Annotated in this window: 22 protein-coding genes and 3 pseudogenes; 22 read left to right on the plus strand and 3 right to left on the minus strand. The window is 64.9% G+C overall.

What is annotated here, in order from left to right:
* Positions 1–56 precede the first annotated feature (56 nt).
* The 4 genes from AT699_RS05245 (at position 57) to AT699_RS05260 (ending at position 4,200) form a co-directional block, all read left to right on the plus strand.
* Positions 57–848 (plus strand): PFL_4669 family integrating conjugative element protein, encoded by a 792-nt coding sequence (locus AT699_RS05245; protein ID WP_003116836.1) that lies wholly within the window; start codon positions 57–59, stop codon positions 846–848.
* Complete coding sequence (locus AT699_RS05250) at positions 845–1,372, plus strand: DUF3158 family protein (protein WP_003098978.1); 528 nt, start codon at positions 845–847, stop codon at positions 1,370–1,372. Before AT699_RS05245 ends, AT699_RS05250 begins: the two co-directional genes overlap by 4 nt.
* A 73-nt stretch (positions 1,373–1,445) precedes the next feature.
* A complete protein-coding gene (locus tag AT699_RS05255) occupies positions 1,446–1,886 on the plus strand; it encodes a single-stranded DNA-binding protein (RefSeq protein ID WP_003098976.1) in 441 nt (146 codons plus the stop codon).
* 283 nt (positions 1,887–2,169) lie between these two features.
* Positions 2,170–4,200 (plus strand): DNA topoisomerase III, encoded by a 2,031-nt coding sequence (locus AT699_RS05260; protein WP_003116834.1) that lies wholly within the window; start codon positions 2,170–2,172, stop codon positions 4,198–4,200.
* Positions 4,201–4,923: 723 nt separating this feature from the next.
* Here AT699_RS05260 and AT699_RS05265 read toward each other — a convergent pair.
* Positions 4,924–5,559 carry a cation transporter gene (locus AT699_RS05265; protein ID WP_003098972.1) on the minus strand — a complete coding sequence of 212 codons (636 nt, stop codon included), beginning with the start codon at positions 5,557–5,559 and terminating at the stop codon, positions 4,924–4,926.
* A 411-nt stretch (positions 5,560–5,970) separates the two neighbouring features.
* Between AT699_RS05265 and AT699_RS32140 the strand changes: the two genes are divergently transcribed.
* Positions 5,971–6,180, plus strand: a complete 210-nt coding sequence (locus AT699_RS32140; RefSeq protein WP_014747696.1) for a hypothetical protein — start codon at positions 5,971–5,973, stop codon at positions 6,178–6,180.
* A 24-nt stretch (positions 6,181–6,204) separates the two neighbouring features.
* On the plus strand, positions 6,205–6,567 hold the full coding sequence (locus AT699_RS32145; RefSeq protein WP_196495817.1) for a DUF3703 domain-containing protein: 363 nt from the start codon (positions 6,205–6,207) through the stop codon (positions 6,565–6,567).
* A gap of 67 nt (positions 6,568–6,634) precedes the next feature.
* Here AT699_RS32145 and cadR read toward each other — a convergent pair whose 3' ends face one another.
* Positions 6,635–7,033 (minus strand): Cd(II)/Pb(II)-responsive transcriptional regulator, encoded by a 399-nt coding sequence (cadR, locus tag AT699_RS05275; RefSeq protein ID WP_003098965.1) that lies wholly within the window; start codon positions 7,031–7,033, stop codon positions 6,635–6,637.
* A 91-nt stretch (positions 7,034–7,124) separates the two neighbouring features.
* Between cadR and AT699_RS05280 the strand changes: the two genes are divergently transcribed.
* From AT699_RS05280 to AT699_RS05320, 9 genes are all read left to right on the plus strand, one after another.
* Positions 7,125–10,037, plus strand: coding sequence for a heavy metal translocating P-type ATPase (locus AT699_RS05280; RefSeq protein WP_003098961.1), 2,913 nt, complete (start codon positions 7,125–7,127; stop codon positions 10,035–10,037).
* Between the two features lie 3 nt (positions 10,038–10,040).
* Complete coding sequence (gene lspA / locus AT699_RS05285) at positions 10,041–10,541, plus strand: signal peptidase II (protein WP_003098955.1); 501 nt, start codon at positions 10,041–10,043, stop codon at positions 10,539–10,541.
* A gap of 336 nt (positions 10,542–10,877) precedes the next feature.
* Positions 10,878–11,189, plus strand: coding sequence for a hypothetical protein (locus AT699_RS32450; protein ID WP_003108988.1), 312 nt, complete (start codon positions 10,878–10,880; stop codon positions 11,187–11,189).
* Positions 11,190–11,526: 337 nt separating this feature from the next.
* Positions 11,527–11,739: a hypothetical protein gene (locus tag AT699_RS05295; protein WP_003116833.1), complete on the plus strand. Its 213-nt coding sequence runs from the start codon at positions 11,527–11,529 to the stop codon at positions 11,737–11,739.
* A gap of 21 nt (positions 11,740–11,760) precedes the next feature.
* On the plus strand, positions 11,761–12,153 hold the full coding sequence (locus tag AT699_RS05300) for a hypothetical protein (RefSeq protein ID WP_003116832.1): 393 nt from the start codon (positions 11,761–11,763) through the stop codon (positions 12,151–12,153).
* Between the two features lie 182 nt (positions 12,154–12,335).
* The gene (locus AT699_RS05305) at positions 12,336–13,022 is read left to right on the plus strand and encodes a hypothetical protein (protein WP_003116830.1); all 687 of its coding nucleotides are present in this window, start codon (positions 12,336–12,338) and stop codon (positions 13,020–13,022) included.
* Between the two features lie 83 nt (positions 13,023–13,105).
* Positions 13,106–13,843: a DUF5983 family protein gene (locus AT699_RS05310; protein WP_003116829.1), complete on the plus strand. Its 738-nt coding sequence runs from the start codon at positions 13,106–13,108 to the stop codon at positions 13,841–13,843.
* 97 nt (positions 13,844–13,940) lie between these two features.
* Complete coding sequence (locus AT699_RS05315) at positions 13,941–14,219, plus strand: hypothetical protein (RefSeq protein WP_003116828.1); 279 nt, start codon at positions 13,941–13,943, stop codon at positions 14,217–14,219.
* Between the two features lie 288 nt (positions 14,220–14,507).
* A complete protein-coding gene (locus tag AT699_RS05320; protein ID WP_003098941.1) occupies positions 14,508–15,332 on the plus strand; it encodes a hypothetical protein in 825 nt (274 codons plus the stop codon).
* Positions 15,333–15,593: 261 nt separating this feature from the next.
* On the opposite strand, the gene merR is transcribed toward AT699_RS05320, so the two are convergent.
* Positions 15,594–16,001 (minus strand): Hg(II)-responsive transcriptional regulator, encoded by a 408-nt coding sequence (gene merR, locus AT699_RS05325; RefSeq protein ID WP_003098939.1) that lies wholly within the window; start codon positions 15,999–16,001, stop codon positions 15,594–15,596.
* Between the two features lie 71 nt (positions 16,002–16,072).
* Here merR and merT point away from each other — a divergent pair, with 71 nt between their 5' ends.
* From merT to AT699_RS32150, 7 genes and pseudogenes are all read left to right on the plus strand, one after another.
* A complete protein-coding gene (merT, locus tag AT699_RS05330) occupies positions 16,073–16,423 on the plus strand; it encodes a mercuric ion transporter MerT (protein WP_003116827.1) in 351 nt (116 codons plus the stop codon).
* Positions 16,424–16,435: 12 nt separating this feature from the next.
* Positions 16,436–16,723 carry a mercury resistance system periplasmic binding protein MerP gene (gene merP / locus AT699_RS05335; RefSeq protein ID WP_003116826.1) on the plus strand — a complete coding sequence of 96 codons (288 nt, stop codon included), beginning with the start codon at positions 16,436–16,438 and terminating at the stop codon, positions 16,721–16,723.
* A gap of 10 nt (positions 16,724–16,733) precedes the next feature.
* Entirely contained in the window at positions 16,734–18,422 is a 1,689-nt protein-coding gene (gene merA, locus AT699_RS05340; protein WP_003098932.1) for a mercury(II) reductase, read from the plus strand.
* Positions 18,423–18,440: 18 nt separating this feature from the next.
* The gene (locus tag AT699_RS32455) at positions 18,441–18,956 is read left to right on the plus strand and encodes a Tn3 family transposase (protein ID WP_003098931.1); all 516 of its coding nucleotides are present in this window, start codon (positions 18,441–18,443) and stop codon (positions 18,954–18,956) included.
* Positions 18,920–19,438: pseudogene (locus AT699_RS32460) on the plus strand (Tn3 family transposase); the annotation flags it as partial. The gene AT699_RS32455 and the pseudogene AT699_RS32460, both read left to right, overlap by 37 nt.
* A 33-nt stretch (positions 19,439–19,471) precedes the next feature.
* Positions 19,472–19,768 (plus strand): annotated as a pseudogene (locus tag AT699_RS05355) (DUF3085 domain-containing protein); the annotation flags it as partial.
* A 141-nt stretch (positions 19,769–19,909) separates the two neighbouring features.
* Positions 19,910–20,360, plus strand: a pseudogene (locus AT699_RS32150) (XF1762 family protein).
* The last annotated feature ends 10 nt before the right edge of the window (positions 20,361–20,370 follow it).

Below are 20,370 nucleotides of genomic sequence, written 5' to 3' on the forward strand. Positions count from 1 at the left end.
TGCCTTCCGCTGCATGCGGATGCTGGCGGCTCCCTGTCCACCAGCGAGCGATCACCATGGCAACCAGCAACGAACCATTGCAACTCAACCTCGGCTCCCTGCGCAGCGCGATGTCGCTGACGCTGCACACCCACCACGCCTCGCGCATCTGGCATGGCCGCGCCGCCGCCGAGGGGCGACCCGGCATCGTCGGCCTGAACGGCTACATCGCCGTGATGAACAAGATGAAGCGCGGCTCGGAGCAGGACGACCCGTACAGCGACTGGTGGATGTTGCGCATCGAGGAAAAGCTCGACCAGACCAGGACCACGTTGCAATCGCTGCGCGAGCAGGTTGACCAGGCACTGGCCGGCGTGCCTGCGGCGTTGAGCCTGGGTGAGAACCTCAACGTGCAGCCGGTGAAGCTCCCCTTGTTCGTGAACGCGCAGCTCGGCTTTGCCGCCGTCTATCTGCTGGCCGACTACGACGACATCGCCCGCAAGCTGATCCTCGCCCACCACACCGCGCTGATCGATCGCTCGACGTTGGAGCGCTGGCTCAACGAAGGTGCCCACGCGCTGCGCAGCCTGTTCAGCCTGGCCCAGCAATACCGCTACTCGGGCTGCACCCGCGACGACTTCGCGGCCAAGAACGCCGCAGCTCGGGCAGCATTGGAGAAGTTCGGCGAACTGCCGCAGGACGTGCTCGAAGGCATGCGCCGCTCGAAGTTTGCGCCGCCCGTCGTGCGCCGTGGTCTGCAACAGCGTGGTGATAGCGCTGCCGCAGCCGCATCTCCCACCGACGAAGGCGCTGCCGCCGATTCGGCCGAGGCCAAGTCCACAGCCGCCGGCGAGGACGAACCGGCATGAGCGACCCGAACCGCGAACCGCGCTACTTCCGTCGTCTGGAACAGCCAGCCTTCATGCGGCTGGAACACGCGGCCTCTCTAAAAGGCCTTTTAAAGCCTTTTAAAGGTAAAGGGGACTTCGAGGCCTGGGCCAGCCAGTGCTTCGCCATGCGCGACGAGTTGATTGCCCTGGCGCAGCGACAGGTGCTGCCACAGGCGTGCGGGCATCCCTTCCACCTGCTTCCCGTCGAGCTGGCCCAGCAGACCACTGGCGCAGGCACGACCTTTCTTCGCTGGCGCAAGCACGATCGATCGGCCATGGGCGTGGCGTTGTGGCAGGAGCTGATGGCGAGCCCCAGCACGCCGGTCAACCTGCTGCACGACCTGCACGAGATCGAACTGCAGCGCGTCATGCTGAACATGCAGATCAGCCTGCTGCACACCCTGGGCAGGCAAGCACAGGAATGCGCCAGCAAGGCCGCGCAGGCGGACAACACCTACCTGCGCCGGCTCGCGTCCGTTCCTGCCGCAGTGCGCGATCGGTGATTGCGCCTGCCATCCGAGCACGCGCCCGAGCCCAACGAGGCACGGGTATTTCAACCACCACGGAGATTCCAACATGAGCACACAATTCATCGGCGAGGGCAACATCGGATCGCCTCCCGAGTACCGCGAATTCCCCAATGGCAACGACGATCCTCGCCGGTTGCTCCGGCTGAACGTGTACTTCGACAACCCCGTCCCCACCAAGGGCGGCGAGTTCGAGGACCGCGGCGGCTTCTGGGCGCCGGTGGAACTCTGGCACCACGACGCCGACCGCTGGCAGCAGCTCTACCAGAAGGGCATGCGGGTGCTGGTCGTCGGCCGCATGGAGCGCGACCCCTGGACGGACAACGAAGATCAGCCGCGTGAGACTTGGCAGGTCAACGCGCGCAGTGTCGGCATCCTGCCGTACCGCATCGAGTCTGTGGCCCTCAGCCCGAAGCCACAGGAGGCAGAGCCGAAGCCCCAGGCCACCCAGGAATCGACGGCGCCGAAAGAGACCAAGCGCAGGAAGTGATCGGGCATGGAGGGCGGCTGCCGCAGTGCTTCGCCGCCCTCCATGCGCTGCGAATTATCCCCAGGGGATAGCTCCACCAACGTCCACCGAGTTCCACGCGCGCTCCCGGAAATCGCGGCTCTCGGCCCGCACACTTCCGGCCACGCACCTTCCCCGCACTCGCCATTTCATCGGCGTGAAAGCGGTCGCTGCCGCATGCGGCTTGTTTGCTGCTGCCAGGGGCTGCGCTCGGCATCCTCGATCCCAGCAACTCCATGAACAACAGGAATCGGGATGGACGGATATGCGGCTGTTCTTGTGCGAGAAGCCCTCCCAGGGCAAAGACATTGGCCGGATTCTCGGCGCCACGCAGCGCGGTGAAGGCTGCCTCAACGGTTCCGGCGTCACGGTCACCTGGTGCATCGGCCATCTCGTGGAGGCGGCGCCGCCCGAGGCCTACGACGAGCAGCTCAAACGATGGTCCGTTGAGCAGTTGCCCATCATTCCCCAGCACTGGCGGGTCGAGGTCAAACCGAAGACCGCCACGCAATTCAAGGTCGTCAAGGCGCTCTTGGCGAAGGCGACTCACCTGGTTATCGCCACCGATGCCGACCGCGAGGGCGAATTGATCGCCCGCGAGATCGTGGAGCTTTGCGGCTACCGCGGCCCCATCGAACGCCTGTGGCTGTCGGCGCTCAACGATGCGTCCATTCGGGCGGCACTGGGCAAGCTGCGGCCTTCGGCCGAGACGCTTTCGATGTACCACTCGGCGCTGGCGCGCTCCCGTGCGGATTGGCTCGTGGGCATGAACCTGAGCCGGCTGTTCACGGTGCTGGGGCGACAGGCGGGTTACGACGGCGTGCTGTCGGTCGGCCGCGTACAGACCCCGACGCTCAAGCTCGTTGTGGACCGCGACCGCGAGATCGCGCGCTTCGTGTCCGTACCATACTGGGCCATCGCCGTGTCCCTGTTCGCAGGCGGTTCGACTTTCGCCGCGCAATGGGTTCCACCCGATGCGTGCACCGACGACGCAGGCCGCTGCCTGCGGCAGCCGGTCGCACAGCAGACCATGCAGCAGATCCGCGCTGCGGGCAGTGCCCACGTCGTGTCGGTGGAGACTGAGCGTGTCCGCGAAGGCCCGCCGCTGCCGTTCGACCTGGGCACCTTGCAGGAAGTGTGTTCCAAGCAGCTTGGGCTGGACGTGCAGGAAACCTTGGAGATTGCCCAAGCCCTGTACGAGACGCACAAGGCCACGACGTACCCCCGCTCGGACTCCGGCTACCTGCCCGAGAGCATGTTTGCCGAAGTGCCCACCGTTCTCGACAGCCTGCTCAAGACCGATCCCTCGCTGCGCTCGATCATGGGCCAGCTCGACCGCTCGCAGCGCTCGCGCGCCTGGAACGATGGCAAGGTCACGGCGCACCACGGCATCATCCCGACGCTCGAACCGGCGAAGCTCTCCGCCATGAGCGAGAAGGAACTGGCCGTGTACAGGCTCATCCGGTCGCATTACCTGGCGCAGTTCCTCCCTCACCACGAGTTCGACCGCACTGTGGCCAAGTTTTCGTGCGGGGGGCAGAACCTGGCGGCCACGGGCAAGCAGGTTGTCATCCCGGGTTGGCGCCAGGTGCTCGCCGAGCCGCAGGCCGAAGACGGTGATGGCGAGGGCGATACTGCGGTCCGCGCCCAGGTGCTGCCCGCGCTGCCGAAACTGTATGAGGGCCTGGCATGCCAGGTGGCCGACGTCGATCTCAAGGCACTCAAGACGCTGCCGCCCAAACCGTACACGCAAGGCGAGTTGGTCAAGTCCATGAAAGGCGTCGCCAAGCTGGTGTCCGATCCCCGCCTGAAGCAGAAGCTCAAGGATACGGTTGGCATCGGCACCGAAGCGACGCGGGCCAACATCATCGGCGGCCTGATCGCTCGCGGCTACCTCGTGAAGAAGGGGCGCGCCATCCGCGCCTCGGATGCGGCTTTCACTTTGATCGATGCCGTGCCTGCGGCGATTGCCGACCCTGGCACCACCGCCGTCTGGGAACAGGCGCTCGACATGATCGAGGCCGGACAGCTCACCCTGGACGTGTTCATCGGCAAGCAGGCCGCGTGGATTTCGCAGTTGATTGCGCAGTACGGCAGCGCCTCCCTGTCCATCAAGGTTCCCCAAGGGCCGGCATGCCCGCAGTGCGGCGCACCCACGCGCCAGCGCAGCGGCAAGAGCGGCCCGTTCTGGTCGTGCAGCCGCTACCCGGACTGCAAAGGCACGCTGCCAGTCGAATCCGGCAGCTCCAAGCGCGGCGCCTCGCGCCCGCGCCGTAGCGGCCGCAAAGGCTCCTGACCGCCCCCGTTCCCCGTGAGCCGTGCCCGCCTTCGGCGGCGTGGCCCCTGTCCCGCACTCCGCCGCATGCCCTGCGGGACGCCCAGCGCGCAACGCCTTCTTGATCCGTGTGCGCGTCCCGCCCAGCCGTCCCCGGCCGCGGGACCTGAAGGTAGCTTCTCTGCGAGCCGCACCACGCGCGTTCTGTTGATCTGCGTTTCTTCCGCCCTCTGCGAAGGGTCTCCCGGTGGCTTGCCAGGCTGCACGAGCCACCGGGAGACCCTTCGTGGTCAGCGGTAATCGGTGCCGGTGCCCGCCGGTGCAAAAACGGGCTCCCTTTGTGCGCGGATGTGCGCCAGACGATGCCGGCCCCAGCCACGACATGGGCCGGGTGTGATTGCTTGATGAGCAGACGGTTCTAGCGACGACCGGGCCTGCCAATCAGCCCACGGGTGGTTCCTCTTTTCTCCCGAGCCGAAGGCCGTTGGGCCTTCGGCGCCATTCTCCTGCCCATCAACGTCCCGGCCCGGCCATTGGCCTGGGCCACACGAACAGGAGAGACGACATGCACCCTCAACCTTGCGCACCGCTGCTGTACGGCAGACGGAGGTCGAGAACGGCATGCCCGCCTATCGCGCGGCCATCGCCAATGGTACGCTCGGCTGCAGCCGAGGCCGTAGCCCAAAGGCTGGACTACCTCTTTTGCAGAGGTAAACCTCGGGATGAACTGGGCGAAAACATGCCTTATGTGCCCGCCTTACGGCGAGCTGTTTCCGATGCTTCGCGCAGGATTTCCCGCCCCCCATTCGCTGCGATTGCGGCCACGATGACGCCCAGCACCAGATCCGGGATGTTCGACCCGAACCCCATCACCAGCACCCCGGACAGCACAATCGCACCATTGACGATGGAGTCGTTGCTGGTAAAGATCGCTGACGCCTTGAAGTTCACATCTTCCCCGCGATGGCGGCGCAGTAGTCTGAGGCACACTAGGTTCAAAGCCGCGTTCAGCGCGGCCATGGCCATCATGGCTGGGCCGACAGGCTCTTCCCCTCCAGCGAAGCGGCGTAGGACTTCCAACAGCAGCAGCGCGGCCAGGCCGATTAGCAAGAAACCCGACAAGCGGGCCGCGCCCACCTTGACCGTTGCCGCACGACCGACGGCATACAGGCTAACCGCATAGACCGACGCATCGGCGAGGTTGTCCAACCCGGCGCCCATCAGCGCCGTAGAGCCAGCCCAGATGCCAAGGGCAATGCCGGCGGCGGACTGCGTCAGGTTGATCAGCAACACAGTCAGAAGAATCTTTCGGTCCTTCGCATCGCTCGCATCTAGGCGGCCCAACTCGTCGTTTTCGTGATTTCTGTGGTTTTCAGCCATGCATTGTTCCTTCCAAATCGATGGATGCTGAAGCCTGTAGCGGCTGGAGAGTCAAGGCGCAGATGCAACGAACTTGCCACAGGGTCTTCCCGGACGCCCTTGACTCTACCGTAGCTAGAAGGTTTTCCAATCCAGTCAGAGCTTTAGGACAGAACAGATGAGCACCAATGCGCCCCCTTCATTGCGACTGTCATCCGGTATGGCTGCTATCCACTGATCCGTGGCGCCACTGCGGTTGTGCTCTTCGGCGAGCTCGCGACCGGCCGGCCGTCTTTTCCGACGGAGCTACTCACAGTGATCGTCGCGCTCGCTTGTGCCGCCTTGCTAGAGGGCGGGCGGCCTTTCCACTCCCCGTTGAGCCAGTAGCGGCGTTCCAAGCTGTGGTTGGCCGTCGGCGCATGGCTCGGCTTCTTGGTCGTGCATCTGGCCTTCCAGCACTCCAATCTGGGATACCGGGTCGGGCCGTTGGGATTGTTGATCGGGGTGGCTGAAGCCCATCGCTGGCATCACAAGCGTGAGCACGAAGACGCCCAAGTCAACTACGGCGATTTCTGGATGCCCGGGGGCCACTTGTTCAGCGCTTTCCGGTCGCAAAAGCACACGCTGGGCGCCAAAGAGTGACACTCAAGAAAGATGGACTTTCCAATGGACTACGGCCCGCAGCTTGTCTATCCCTTCCGGAGCCGGCCAGCAGCGGCAAACGCTTGCGCTGCTGGCTATACGATCTTGCCCACGTCGCATTCTTGCGCGAGTCGGGCCTTGCGGCTTCTTGCGAAGCGATCGCGAGTTGCGTGGCGTGCCCATGAGTCGGGCCGCGTCGTGGCGCACTGCTACCTTGGCCTGCACCTGCACCTGCGCAGCCACGCCGCGATGCTCGGTCTGGCCTGGAGAACCCGTAAGGTGGCGGAGATTGCGGCGCGCAGGTCGTCCGGCTCGCGCTGGCTCCTGTGGGCCACGCCCTCGGTCGCACGCCGTCTCAAAACGTCAGAATCGCGCGCTTTCGCATGATGGAGCGCGGCACGTGGCTCTCAGAACTGGACCCGATCACTTCCAGCACCGATGACACGCTCGAGCTTCAGGCGGGCTCGGCCAAGCTGTTGAGAATGCCGCACTCGCGCGAGGTTCGGGCGCTATCGCAGGAGCGTCGCAGATCCATTAACTCGCGCTCCAAGGCGCGCAATTCCTTCATCTTGGTCCGCACTTGCGCGATATGAGCGTCGACCAGCGCGTTCACCTCGCCGCAGCCCAACTCTGGCCGATCCCGTAAGTTCAGCAGTTGACGGATCTCATCCAGCGTCATGTCCTTCGCCCGGCAGCGGCGGATGAACAGCAAGCGCTGCAAATGGACTTCGTCATAGAGCCTGAAGTTGCCCTCGCTACGTGCAGGCTCGGGCAGCAAGCCTTCTGACTCGTAAAAGCGCACGGTCTGCACCAAGCAATCTGCCTTCTTGCCCAGTTCACCGATCCGCATCATGGTTGCTTCCTATAAAAAACTTGACTCTATATCTACTAGAGGTTTTCTAATGATGGCATCCGGGGAAAACCTTGTCAATGAAGAGCGATCTATGAACAAAGAACCTTCCAGCCCATGCGCCTGCTCCGGCGGCAATGGCCAACAGACGGCGTGCGCCAGTGAGCAGGCCAGCACTGAAACCACCGTTTTCCACGTGAGCAACATGGATTGCCGCAATGAGGAAGCACTGGTGCGGCGAACGCTGGAGGGCATGCCCGGTGTCGAGCGGCTCCTGTTCGATCTTCCGCAGCGTTTGTTGACCATTTCGCACCGCGAAGTCTCGGCCGATGCCTTGGAGCAAGCGCTGAATTCGGTGGGCATGAAGGCTCAGGCTGTCCGAGACGCCGCCGTGTCGACCACCTACCGCATCGAGAACATGGACTGCCCGAGCGAGGAGAAACTCATCCGCTCGCACCTCGGGGCAGTCGAGGGAATTCAGGACCTCGACTTCGACCTCGCTGAGCGCACCCTGTCGGTGAAACACCTCGCTCAGGCACGCGCGCAGATGGAGCAGGTCCTGGCCTCGATCGGCATGCGCGCCAAGGAGCAGACCTTCGGCCACACGGGGCCGATCGAAGCCGCGGCTGTGATCCCATCCTCGGCCCTGCAGCAGCAACCAACCGCTGCCGTTTCCGCGCCGCCGATCGGCGAGCGGGTGACGTACCGGATCGAGAACATGGATTGCCCGACGGAAGAAGCGCTGATCCGCGACCGGCTGGGCAAGCTGCCGGGTGTGACCGCGCTCGACTTCAATCTGATGCAGCGTGTGCTGGGAGTCCAGCACACGCTGGCGACCTCAGCGCCGATCGAGAAGGCGCTTGCTTCCATTGGAATGCAGGCTGCGCGGCAGGACATGCAGACAGCCACCACGGTACTTCGCATCGCGAAGATGGACTGTCCGACCGAGGAAAGTCTGATCCGCGGCAAGCTGCAAGGCATGCCGGGCGTGCAGGGAATGGATTTCAACCTGATGCAGCGCACGCTCACGGTTCGGCACACACCCGACGCGATCAAGCCGGCAGTCGAAGCCATCGAATCGCTGGGCATGGAAGCCGAGGTCCAGAGGACTGATGAGCCGCGCGATGCCCCGGTGGCCGCGCACAAGACCAATTGGTGGCCGATGGCGGTTTCGGGCGTTGCGGCGGTGGCCGCCGAAGGCGTGTACTGGGTCAACGACGGCAATCATTGGGCCGTGATCGTGCTGGCACTGGTTTCGATCTTCACCGGCGGCCTCAGCACCTACAAGAAGGGCTGGATCGCGCTGAAGAACCTCAACCTGAACATGAACGCCCTGATGGCCATCGCGGTCACCGGCGGCATGGCGATCGGCCACTGGCCGGAGGCCGCCATGGTCATGTTCCTGTTCGCGTTGGCGGAAGTGATCGAGGCGAAGTCGCTGGACCGCGCCCGCAACGCCATTCGGGGGCTGATGGACTTGGCGCCCGAGACCGCGACCGTGCGGCAGGCCGATGGCTCATGGACAGAGCTGCCGGCCAAGGAGGTCGCAAAGGGCGCGGTGGTCCGCGTGCGTCCTGGCGAGCGCATCGCACTGGACGGCCTGATCACCTCGGGTCGATCGGCCATCAACCAGGCGCCCATCACCGGCGAGAGCCTGCCCGTCGAGAAGGCCGAAGGTGACCAGGTCTTCGCCGGAACCATCAATGAGACCGGCTCTTTCGAATACAAGGTGACCGCAGGCGCCAGCGACTCGACGCTCGCGCGCATCATCCATGCCGTGGAGTCCGCGCAGGGCAGCCGTGCGCCCACGCAGCGCTTCGTCGACCAGTTCGCCCGCGTCTACACGCCGGCGGTGTTCGCGGTGTCCGTGCTGGTTGCCGTCGTGCCGCCGCTCGCCTTCGGCGGCGCATGGTTTGACTGGGTCTACAAGGCCCTGGTACTGCTGGTGATCGCCTGCCCCTGCGCTCTGGTCATCTCCACGCCGGTCACCATCGTCAGCGGCTTGGCCGCTGCCGCCCGACGCGGCATCCTGATCAAGGGTGGCGTCTACCTGGAGGGCGGGCGCAAGCTCAAGGCGTTGGCCCTGGACAAGACCGGCACACTCACACATGGCAAGCCCGAGCAGACCGACTTCGTGCCGCTGATCGGCGAGGCGCAGGAAGTTGCCGCCTGGGCCGCAAGCCTCGCGGCACGCTCGGACCATCCTGTGTCTCAGGCCATCGCCCGCAAGGCGAACCGTGACGGCATCGCGCTGCACGAGGTCGACGACTTCGCGGCGCTGCCTGGCCGCGGCGTGCGCGGCCGCGTCGCCGGGCGCATGTTGCACATGGGCAACCACAGGCTCGCCCAGGAGCTGGGCCTGAGCGAAGCGACGCTCCAGGCTCGGCTGGAGACCCTGGAGCGCCAAGGCAAGACAGCGATCCTGCTGATGGACGATGCGACCGTGCTCGGCATTTTTGCAGTGGCCGACACCGTGAAGGAAACCAGCCGTGAGGCGGTGGCCGACCTGCAGGCGCTGGGTGTGCGCACGCTGATGCTGACGGGGGACAACCAGCACACGGCCGCGGCCATCGCTGCCCAGGTCGGAATCTCTGAAGCCCGTGGTGACCAACTGCCCGAAGACAAGCTCAAGACCATCGAAAGCCTGGTCGGCGGCGAGGGCCAGGTGGGCATGGTGGGCGACGGCATCAACGATTCGCCCGCGCTCGCCCGTGCCGACATCGGCTTCGCCATGGGCGCGGCCGGCACCGACACCGCGATCGAAACAGCCGACGTCGCCCTGATGGACGACGACCTGCGCAAGATCCCCGCCTTCATCCGGCTGTCGCGTAGCACTGCGGCGATCCTCACGCAGAACATCGTTCTGGCCCTTGGCATCAAGGCGGTGTTCCTTGCGTTGACGTTCACAGGGCATGCCACCATGTGGATGGCTGTGTTCGCTGACATGGGGGCAAGTCTTTTGGTTGTCGTCAATGGGCTGCGCCTCCTGAAGTTCAAGGCGGCATGAACAATGGATGAACCATCTCTTCGCAAGACGCAGTGGTACTCACTCGCGATCGTTATATTCGCCGGCGATCAGGCAGCTAAGAGCTACATTGACGCGACAACTCCCTTGGGTTGGTCGCACGAGGTGGCGTCATTCTTCAACCTAGTTCACGCTCTCAATCCCGGCGCGGCGTTCAGCTTCCTTGCTGGCGCGGGCGGCTGGCAGCGGTGGTTTTTTCTGGCGATCGCGTTCGCAATATCGGCATGGCTCGCATGGCTGCTCTCCCGGCCGCTGCGCAAAACGGAAGGCCTTTCGTACAGCCTCATTCTGGGCGGCGCATTGGGCAACGCGTTCGACCGCGCCACGCGCGGGCACGTTATCGACTACATCGACTTTCACCTGCACGGCTGGCACTGGCCCGCCTTCAACATCGCTGACATGGCCATCGTGGGCGGGGCGATCGCGCTGGTGGCCCAGTCGTTCATGAGCGTGGAGAACCCGGCCGCCACAAAGGAGTCCCAGTGACATTGGGACGATCCGGAAATTCGCAATGCACACGGTGCAGGACACCAATCTGAAGAGAACGGCCCCCAGCATGAGCGGCCGCGGCTTGGCCCTCATGCTAGCGCCCACCGCCGCTTTTGCTGCAACGCCCTGTTGCGATGGCGGCGATTGCTGCAACGACGTCGCAATGCCTTGCTGTGAATAAACAGCACGCAAGCCAGTTGACCTGGCAATTATGAAAGTCCATCACGGCGATGCTGGCCTTTTTCGTTCCAATGAGCCGTCACGGAGAGGTGATGATGAAGCTATGCCGGGATCCTGCAAGCTTTAGGACGGTCTTCTTTACCGCATAGCGATATGCTGATGTCACCCGTTCGCCTCGCCTGGCAAGTACAAGTAGTTCGTCGCGGTTTTCTGGCCGTGTCCGCCCGCTTCGCTGGCCCTTTTGCCCCAAACAAGCGCAATCATGCCTGCGTTACCACCAAAGTTCGCCCCCGCCAGTTGCTGTTCCTAAAGGGCATCAAGCTCAACGCCATCGCCGACCGGCCAGCGTATTTCGCATCGCTGCGTGCCCGTCGGGGCCAGCCCATCGTCATCCTCGCAGAGCTGGGACCGGACGAGGCATTCGCCCTGTGGAAGCAGCATGTACTGGGCGACAGGCCTCGCTGACCCAGTTTCGCCTCATCCTCCTGACAGCCCCGCACTTATTGCGGGGCTTTCTTTTTTCCGCGTTCGCCAATCGGGGCTGTTGCAAATGCCGATTTCCGGCTGACGCGGCTCGCCTCGCGCATGAAGCTGCCCGCATGTGTCGCTGATTCGTCAGCACCATGCCAGCAGCCAGAGTTTCCAGGCTGCCGCGGATTCTTTCCGCGCTACCCGCCAGTCCGCCATCGCATCGAGTCTGCGGACGCGCGTCACCCGTGACGCCGATGCTTTTTTCTCAACCGCGTGCGGGAGCTGCCATCCCGTGAGGGACGAGGCCCCGCTTTTTCCAAGGAGCCCGTCCATGTCCCAGCAAGCCTCTTTCGGCCAGTTGGCCTTGATCCATTGCGGCAAGTTCCTGCCGCTCGAAATCCTGCATAGCGCCGCCGGCCACTACATCGGCACGCGCGATACAGAAGGTCCCGTTTCGCGGGAATCCTGCCAGTACTTCCGCAGCTATGCCGCGGCTCAACGTGCCCTCGAAAGAGGCGGCTGGTCCCAGCTCGCCACACCCTGATCCAACTGGAGGAACCACGTCATGAACCAGCTTTTGCCCCAGGAAGTCGTCGATCAGATCATGCGGGAAGAGCAGCATTTCGCCGCCGCGCCCCAAGCCTTCTTCGAGGTCTGGAAGCGCGGCGTCGAGATCGCAGGCCCGCAATGGTTTGGCGACGGCACGCGCGAAGGCCTGAACCAGGCAAAGAGCAAGTGGGATCTGCGTCCCGACATGCTGCGTGCCAACGACGCACTCGGCGTCCTGAGCAGCGGGGAACGCATGTTCCTGTCCGCCATGTTCAGCTTCTACAACGCGCGCGAGGGCGGTGCCATGCTCAAGCGCTGCCACTTCCAAGGACTGTCGGACTTCGATGGTCTCGATCTGCAACGTCGCCAGGTGATCGCCGACCTGCTGCTGAACTACAGCGGTTGGTGAGCCGGTCCCTGGCACACCTTCATCACTGCGTTCACGGGACCCCATGAGGGACATGCGCCTCGTTCGAGGCCATGTCCCTCGCGTTTTCTCCCCGCCCAGCGCCATCCGGCATCAGGCGGTTTCCCCTGCGGATGCCATCGTCCGCAAGGGCTGGCTCCGTTCATTCATCGAAAGGAGCCTTCATGGCCAACAACTACTACGAAGCCACCGGCGTTCTCGTGCTCGACCGTGTGACGCCCGTCATCCAGGCGCTGTTCGGCGCCTTCGCGCTGGACGAGAGCCACCCCGGCAACGGGCAGGCCTACATCGCCCAGATCGCCGAGACCACCAATCCGCAATGGCCGGACGTGCTCGATGGCCTGGAAGACCTGGCCACGCAACTCGGTATTCCGATGCCGGACGACGAAGGGCTGTCGATCCCGCCGCTGCTCGAACTGCTCGCCGTGCACTTCCGTGCCGATGAGGACGAAGAGCTGGGGAACTTGATCGACCGTCATTCGTTCGAGGACACCGCCGATCTCGACGCATTGTTTCTGATCGCCACCCGGTTCGATGACGGGCACCACCTGACCGCCATCCAGTTCGAGGGCTGCTGGTACTGCAGCAAGCCGCGGCTGTTCGAGTTCGGCGGCAACGGCTGCTACCTGAGCCGCGAGGTCCGCTTCATCAGCTCCTCCTCCCAGGCCCTCCAGCTCGGCGACCAATTGCGCAAGACCATTGTGGCCGCCGACATCGAAGAGGCTTCGGCCCTGATCGCGCTGGAGACCATCAATCTGCTGGCGGGCGTCAGCGACGAGCCATTCCGCATGAATTTGCGCCGGCGCGTCGCCGAGCGATTGGCCCAAACGCCAACGATCAGCGTCACCTGACGCTGTTTCCTTTCTTTCCACCCACCGGGGTCAATTCCCGGTGGCGGGGATTTGCTCCATCATTATTCTGTTGGAGAAATCCCATGTCCCAGAATCCCAATCCCTTTCTACGCGGCTACTGGAATCTGAAAATCGTCCGCACGCTGTCCATCAGCTACGAGGACGGAAGCCCGCATGTTTGGCGAAACATCCACCCGAGCCAGCAGCACCTCTGCGACGCGGCGCTGGTTTCTTCTCCTTGCATCATCACCAGCGACTTCGCGGTGGTCAGGACTGGCACCGAACCTGTCGGCGCCGCACTGATCGCCGAATGCGACGCGGCTGAAGGGGGCAGCGGCGAAGGCATGGTGGGTGCCGTGGTGTACGCGATCCACGGCGACGACTTCGACGGCCGCCCCGTCCACATTGGCGACACCTATTCGGCCGAGGCCGCACGGGAAGTCGTGCAGCGGTTGAGCTTCGAGACCGGCTACTACAGCCGGTGCTGGGAAATCAGCAGCGCGCACATCAGCCGCGAAACCGGCCAGTACCTGGCCAACCTGGCTGACCTCGCGACGCCGGAGGCCTTTTTGTTCATCGCGTTCCGGATTCCCTACAGCCCGGCGATCGGCGTCAAGCTGATCTCCACGCCCTGGACGGACCAGCACCTGCAGGACGTCGAGGGGATCGCCGCCGAGCAGCTTCGGCAGGAGCACCGCAGCAAGGGCATGCCGGACGAGCTGGCACAGATCCTTGAACTGGCCGGCCAGGCCGACGTGCGCATCCTCATCCTCGATGCCGACGCACCCGTGTTGCCGGGCCTATCGCTGGCCGGCGAATAGCTGCCACACACATCCCCGGCCTTCCTTGTCCTCACCGCATGCCGGCCCGGTCTCCCGCCAGAGAGCCGGGCCGGCGCACTTTCACAGGAGCGATCCCATGTTCCCCGACCTCATCACACCCGCATCCGACTTCGAGCACCAACTCGGAGCCTGCGTCAACGCCATGAGCCAGGAAGATGCCATCGGCCAGATCCTGGTATTCGAGCGCATGAGCGGCACGCTGCACATGCGCCATATCGCCAGCGCCGACCTGGTGGACACCGACGTGGACGACTACGAAATGGTCGTCTTCGACGGTGGCAACACAAGCGGCGACACGTGGAAACACGTGTTCTTTCCGCGTCAGCGCGAGCACTACTTCGTGTACCAAGCCTGATTCCTCCAGCCCCTTTCGAGGGGCTTTTTCTTGCCCGCAGCACAGGAAAACGGTTGTGGTGCGGTGCCGTTTCCTGCGGGCAGGCAGACCGCCCCAGGGCCATGCTTGCCCCATGTTCGTCGGCGTTGCCGGCACATGCCCAGGCAGTCGAGACCTTCGAGGCTGCAAGCGCGGGAAACCGTGCTGGTCGTTTCTTCCTACGGACCTACCGCGTCCATCCACGCCACCCACAAGGGACCTCTCCCTTGCGGGCGGGGAATCCCTTGTTTTTCCTCAAGGAGTTTCCCCATGGATCGTTCCCTCATCAAATCCATGATGCCTTCGCTGGTCGCAGGCCATGTGCCCCGCAACGTGCGGTCGTTCAAGTACCGCGTGTTCGATGATCAGCCGCTGTCCTCAACGCTGGGCTTCGCCATCGACCCCCAACCCTTCGACGGCAAGGTGGTCGCCGCGACCGACGATGCCATCGTCGTCAAGCTCAAGCCTTCCGAGTTCGCGGTGCTCGATCCCAGCCTGGTGACCACGGTTCCTGCCGAAGGCGCCAAGGTGCATGTCCAACCCTATGCCCGTCGTCGCTTCGACGGACTGCGCGCGGACACGCCGGAGGTCATCACCGAGGAGACTTCGGACGGCACGCCGTACACCATCACGAGGCACATCCTCGGCTCGGCGCCGGCCAAGCTGCCCATTCCCACGCCGCAGTGCATGGAGTTGGGCCAGCTCATCGAGCAGTTGGAGGAGATGCCGGCCCCCGATCGCTTCCGGCGCATCACCCACATGCTGGTGGATGCCGGTGCCCGCGACTTCACCTGGGTCGATCCCACGCCCTCCAAGATCATCGAGACCCCGCCGGCGATCAGCTTCACGGTCTCGACCGCGAAGTTCGAGGGCCGGGTGACGATCCTCTACGACCGCGGCGGAGACACCTACGTGGTGGAACTGCACCGTCAGAACGGTGAATCGGTCGAACTGGTCGATCGGCACGACGAGGTGTATTTCGACATGCTCGGCGAAGTGCTGGAGAGGCTCATCGACGACGGGCGCTGGCGCCAGATCGACGTGAGCATCCTCGACGCGAAAGCGGCCCGCAAGCGCCAGGCCGTCCCGGCATGACGCCCCGCAGCGAAACCGGGCGGTCCTGCGGCTGACCCGAGGCATCCGCCACGGCGTTCCAGCCGTTCCGGCCGCGTGCACTACAGGCCCTTCATCCCATCGGATGGAGGCCTTTCTCATTCTTCCACACAGGAGATTTCATCCATGTCACTGCGATTCAAAGGCGCTGACCTGCGCCCCGTGCTGACCGAAGCCATCGCCAATCAGGGGTCGTCTCAGAAAACGGAAAAAAATCGTACGCTAAGAGCCGAAGTGGGCCCTTTAGCAGCAATGCAAAGCTGCGATCAACGGGCAGGAAACATTGCCATGGTGCGCGTTGCACTCTCTCACTAGCGTCGACAGGGCCTCTTCCATCCGCGTGAGGTCCGCCATGCGTGCGCGCACATCGGCCAGCCGGTGAGCAGCCAGTTCGGCCGCCTCGCTGCAATGGGTGCCGTCCTCCAGTTTCAGGAGCTGGCCGACTTCATCCAGGCTGAATCCCAGGCGCTGGGCTGACTTCACGAACTTCACCCGCGCCACGTCCGCCTGCCCGTAGCGGCGGATGCGACCGTAGGGCCGCTCCGGCTGGGGTAGCAAGCCCTTGAGCTGATAGAAGCGGATCGTCTCCACGTTGACCCGGGCTGCCTTGGCGAAGGCCCCGATGGTCAGATTCTCTTGAGCGTTCTCCATGGCGCTTGACTCCGTAGTTGACTACGGAAGTAACGTTACAGCATCAAGCGAAGTCCCGGAAGGAGAACCTTATGTCGGAACCCAAGAACGGCTGCGGCGCACTGGCGACCGGCGGCGTCGCGGCCGTCCTCGCCTCGGCCTGCTGCCTCGGCCCCCTTGTCCTGGTCGCGCTCGGCTTCTCTGGCGCGTGGATCGGCAACCTGACCGTGCTGGAGCCGTATCGGCCGATCTTCATCGGCGCAGCGCTCATCGCGCTGTTCTTCGCCTGGCGCAGCATCTTCCGACCAGCCCATGCCTGCAAGCCCGGCGACGTTTGCGCCGTGCCCCAAGTGCGGACTGCCTACAAGGTGATCTTCTGGATCGTGGCCGCCCTGGTTCTGGTTGCCCTCGCGTTTCCCTACGTCCTGCCGCTGTTCTACTGAAAGGAGATCACCATGAAGAAACTCACCACCCTCACCACCCTCATCGCCCTGGCCGCCGCTCTAAGCGCGCCCGCCTGGGCTGCCACCAAGACCGTCACCCTGTCGGTGCCCGGCATGACCTGCGCCGCGTGCCCGATCACGGTCAAGACGGCTCTGTCCAAGGTCGCCGGCGTCGAGAAGGCCGAAGTCAGCTTCGAGAAGCGGGAGGCCGTCGTCACCTTCGACGAGGCCAAGACCAATGCCGACGCCTTGACCAAGGCCACCGCAAACGCGGGTTACCCGTCCAGCGTCAAGCAGTGAGGGCGTAATCATGGCCGAGGCGATCACCCTCCACATCGAAGGCATGACCTGCACGTCGTGCGCCGAGCACGTCCAGCAGGCTTTGACGAACGTGCCCGGCGTGCGCGCGGCCTCGGTGTCCTATCCGCAGCGGCAGGCCGAAATCGAGGCGGATGCAGGCGTGAGCGTGGCCCCGCTGGTTGCCGCAGTGGCCACGCTCGGCTATCGCGCACGGCTTACCGACACGCCGAACAAGCCTGCCGGCCTGCTAGACAAGGCGCTGGGCTGGCTCGGTGGCGAAACGAAGCATGTTGGCGGTGAACAAGCGCTGCACGTGGCTGTGATAGGCAGCGGCGGCGCGGCGATGGCGGCTGCCTTGAAGGCCGTGGAGCAAGGCGCCCGCGTCACGCTGATCGAGCGCGGCACCATCGGCGGCACCTGCGTCAATGTCGGCTGCGTGCCGTCCAAGATCATGATCCGCGCCGCGCACATCGTCCACCTGCGCCGCGAAAGCCCGTTCGATGCTGGCCTGCCGGCCGCAGCGCCCGCTGTACTGCGCGAGCGGCTGCTGGCCCAGCAACAAGGCCGCGTCGAGGAGCTGCGCCATGCCAAGTACGAAGGCATCCTGGCAAGCACTCCGGCCATCACCGTGCTGCGCGGCGAGGCCCGGTTCAGGGACACGCGCACGCTGACCGTGGCGACCGCTGACGGCGGCACGCACGAGGTGAACTTCGACCGCTGCCTGATTGCCACCGGCGCGAGCCCGGCGCTTCCGCCAATCCCGGGCCTTGCGGACACACCCCACTGGACCTCCACCGAGGCGCTGGAAAGCAGCTCGCTCCCCGAGCGGCTGGCCGTGATTGGTTCCTCCGTGGTGGCGGTCGAGTTGGCGCAAGCCTTCGCCCGGCTGGGCAGCCAGGTCACGATCCTGGCGCGCAGCACGCTGTTCTTCCGAGAAGACCCGGCCATCGGGGAAGCCGTAACAGACGCCTTCCGCGCCGAGGGCATCGAGGTGCTGGACCACACCCAGGCGAGCCACGTTGCCTATGCGGGCGGGGAATTCGTGCTCACCACCGGGCAGGGGGAAGTGCGCGCCGACAAGCTGCTGGTCGCCACCGGTCGCGCGCCGAACACGCGCAGCCTGAACCTTGAAGCGGCAGGCGTCGAAGTCAATGCGCAGGGAGCCATCGTCATCGACCGCGCCATGCGCACGAGCGCACCGCACATCTTTGCTGCCGGCGACTGCACCGACCAGCCGCAGTTCGTCTATGTGGCGGCGGCGGCCGGCACGCGCGCCGCGATCAACATGACCGGCGGCGACGCGGCGCTGGACCTGACGGCGATGCCGGCGGTGGTGTTCACCGATCCGCAGGTGGCGACCGTGGGCTACAGCGAGGCGGAAGCGCACCACGACGGCATCGAGACCGACAGCCGGCTGCTGACGCTCGACAACGTGCCGAGGGCGCTCGCCAACTTCGACACGCGCGGCTTCATCAAGCTGGTGGCGGAAGCTGGCTCAGGGCGGCTGATCGGCGTACAGGCGGTCGCGCCGGAAGCGGGCGAACTGATCCAGACGGCCGCGCTGGCGATCCGCCACCGGATGACCGTGCAGGAGCTGGCCGACCAGTTGTTCCCCTACCTGACCATGGTCGAGGGACTGAAGCTCGCGGCGCAGACCTTCAACAAGGACGTGAAGCAACTGTCCTGTTGCGCCGGATGAGGAAAAGGGAGGTGTTCGATGAACGCCTACAGCCGCGCCAACCGCCGCATCTACGCGGCCTTGTCCGATCCCCTGTCGGCCACCCACCGGCACCGCCTCGACGATCTGCTCAAGCGCCACGACAACGGCAAGACGACCTGGCTGGCCTGGCTGCGCCAGTCGCCCGTCAAGCCGAACTCGCGCCACATACTCGAACACATCGAGCGCCTCAAAGCCTGGCAGGCGCTCGACCTGCCTTCCGGCATCGAGCGGTCGGTGCACCAGAACCGCCTGCTCAAGATCGCCCGCGAAGGCGGCCAGATGACGCCCGCCGATCTGGCCAAGTTCGAGGCACAGCGCCGCTACGCGACCCTGGTGCGCTCGCCATCGAGGGCATGGCCACCGTCACCGACGAAATCATCGACCTGCACGACCGCATCCTGGGCAAGCTGTTCAACGCTGCCAAGCACAAGCATCAGCAGCAGTTCCAGGCGTCCGGCAAGGCGATCAACGCCAAGGTGCGGCTGGCCACCTCGATCAAGCAGGGCACGGTGACGGCCTCGCTGATGCTCAGGAAACTCGGCAGCTACCCGCGCCAGAACGGCCTGGCCGTGGCGCTGCGCGAGCTGGGCCGCATCGAGCGAACGCTGTTCATCCTGGACTGGCTGCAAAGCGTCGAGCTGCGCCGCCGCGTGCATGCCGGACTGAACAAGGGCGAAGCCCGCAACGCGCTAGCCCGCGCCGTGTTCTTCAACCGGCTGGGCGAAATCCGCGACCGCAGTTTCGAGCAGCAGCGCTACCGGGCCAGCGGCCTCAACCTGGTGACGGCGGCCATAGTGTTGTGGAACACGGTCTATCTGGAACGGGCCTCAAACGCCTTACGCGGTCACGGCCAGACTGTCGATGACGCCCTGTTGCAGTACCTGTCGCCGCTGGGCTGGGAGCACATCAACCTGACCGGCGATTACCTCTGGCGCAGCAGCGCCAAGATCGGCGCGGGCAAGTTCAGGCCGCTACGACCGCTGCAACCGGCTTAGCGTACGATTTTTTCCGTTTTCTGAGACGTCCCCAATCAGTGCCGCATTGTCCTGGTCAAGGATCAGGGCGTGTACTTCCTCGCCGAGCGTGGGGAGCGTCGCCCGGATGGGCGCCAGGCACTGCTCGCCTACGCCGTCGGATGCAACCCGGACACCGACCCGTTCGATGACTGGTGGCACCTCGCCGGCCGCGAGCTGGGCGGCGATGACTTCGCGGAGTATTTCGACCCGAAGGACGGCCTGTTCACGCGCCTCCAGCACTCGGCGGACGATCTCGTGCTTTCCGCCACCGCCACGCACCTGTCCTTAGCAGTGGTGCCTCCCGCCTGACGCGGCAACCGCCTCGCAGCCCCCGCATCGGGGGCCTTCTTTTGTTCGCACCGCCGCCATCGCCGCGCGTGCGCGTTTGTCTCCAGCCGCCGAGGCACGCCCCGCCGGCCACAACGCCGGCATGCCACCGGAGACAACCGCATGAACACGCCATCGACCTCGCCGAGGCTGCACCTCCTACCGGTGTCGCTGCGCACGGCCAATGCATTCGTTCTGTCGCACCATCGCCACCACCGCCCGGTCCAGGGCGCGAAGTTCGCCCTGGCCGTCACGCTGAGCGACAGCGACCTGATCCACGGCGTGGCCATTGTCGGCCGCCCGGTCGCGCGGCACCTGGACGCTGGAAGTCACGCGGCTGTGCACCGACGGCACACCCAGCGCCTGCAGCAAGCTCTACGGCGCGGCCTGGCAGGCGGCAAGGGCGCTGGGCTACATACGCCTGCTCACCTACACCATGCCCGACGAAGGTGGCGCCAGCCTGCGCGCCGCCGGCTGGCGGCTGATCGGCGCGCGCGGTGGCGGCGCCTGGAGCCGTCCCGGCCGTCCGCGCGCCGATACCCCCGAGCACCTGCGCGGCGCCAAGTGCCTGTGACAGGCGCCGG

It is taken from the genome of Achromobacter xylosoxidans (assembly GCF_001457475.1).
Taxonomy (GTDB): Bacteria; Pseudomonadota; Gammaproteobacteria; order Burkholderiales; family Burkholderiaceae_B; genus Achromobacter; species Achromobacter xylosoxidans.

Coding starts and splice junctions, on each gene's coding strand:
- AT699_RS05245 (WP_003116836.1), top strand. CDS start 57: ATGGCAACCAGCAACGAACCATTGCAACTCAACCTCGGCTCCCTGCGC.
- AT699_RS05250 (WP_003098978.1), top strand. CDS start 845: ATGAGCGACCCGAACCGCGAACCGCGCTACTTCCGTCGTCTGGAACAG.
- AT699_RS05255 (WP_003098976.1), top strand. CDS start 1,446: ATGAGCACACAATTCATCGGCGAGGGCAACATCGGATCGCCTCCCGAG.
- AT699_RS05260 (WP_003116834.1), top strand. CDS start 2,170: ATGCGGCTGTTCTTGTGCGAGAAGCCCTCCCAGGGCAAAGACATTGGC.
- AT699_RS05265 (WP_003098972.1), bottom strand. CDS start 5,559: ATGGCTGAAAACCACAGAAATCACGAAAACGACGAGTTGGGCCGCCTA.
- AT699_RS32145 (WP_196495817.1), top strand. CDS start 6,205: ATGGACTACGGCCCGCAGCTTGTCTATCCCTTCCGGAGCCGGCCAGCA.
- cadR (WP_003098965.1), bottom strand. CDS start 7,033: ATGATGCGGATCGGTGAACTGGGCAAGAAGGCAGATTGCTTGGTGCAG.
- AT699_RS05280 (WP_003098961.1), top strand. CDS start 7,125: ATGAACAAAGAACCTTCCAGCCCATGCGCCTGCTCCGGCGGCAATGGC.
- lspA (WP_003098955.1), top strand. CDS start 10,041: ATGGATGAACCATCTCTTCGCAAGACGCAGTGGTACTCACTCGCGATC.
- AT699_RS32450 (WP_003108988.1), top strand. CDS start 10,878: ATGCTGATGTCACCCGTTCGCCTCGCCTGGCAAGTACAAGTAGTTCGT.
- AT699_RS05295 (WP_003116833.1), top strand. CDS start 11,527: ATGTCCCAGCAAGCCTCTTTCGGCCAGTTGGCCTTGATCCATTGCGGC.
- AT699_RS05300 (WP_003116832.1), top strand. CDS start 11,761: ATGAACCAGCTTTTGCCCCAGGAAGTCGTCGATCAGATCATGCGGGAA.
- AT699_RS05305 (WP_003116830.1), top strand. CDS start 12,336: ATGGCCAACAACTACTACGAAGCCACCGGCGTTCTCGTGCTCGACCGT.
- AT699_RS05310 (WP_003116829.1), top strand. CDS start 13,106: ATGTCCCAGAATCCCAATCCCTTTCTACGCGGCTACTGGAATCTGAAA.
- AT699_RS05315 (WP_003116828.1), top strand. CDS start 13,941: ATGTTCCCCGACCTCATCACACCCGCATCCGACTTCGAGCACCAACTC.
- AT699_RS05320 (WP_003098941.1), top strand. CDS start 14,508: ATGGATCGTTCCCTCATCAAATCCATGATGCCTTCGCTGGTCGCAGGC.
- merR (WP_003098939.1), bottom strand. CDS start 16,001: ATGGAGAACGCTCAAGAGAATCTGACCATCGGGGCCTTCGCCAAGGCA.
- merT (WP_003116827.1), top strand. CDS start 16,073: ATGTCGGAACCCAAGAACGGCTGCGGCGCACTGGCGACCGGCGGCGTC.
- merP (WP_003116826.1), top strand. CDS start 16,436: ATGAAGAAACTCACCACCCTCACCACCCTCATCGCCCTGGCCGCCGCT.
- merA (WP_003098932.1), top strand. CDS start 16,734: ATGGCCGAGGCGATCACCCTCCACATCGAAGGCATGACCTGCACGTCG.
- AT699_RS32455 (WP_003098931.1), top strand. CDS start 18,441: ATGAACGCCTACAGCCGCGCCAACCGCCGCATCTACGCGGCCTTGTCC.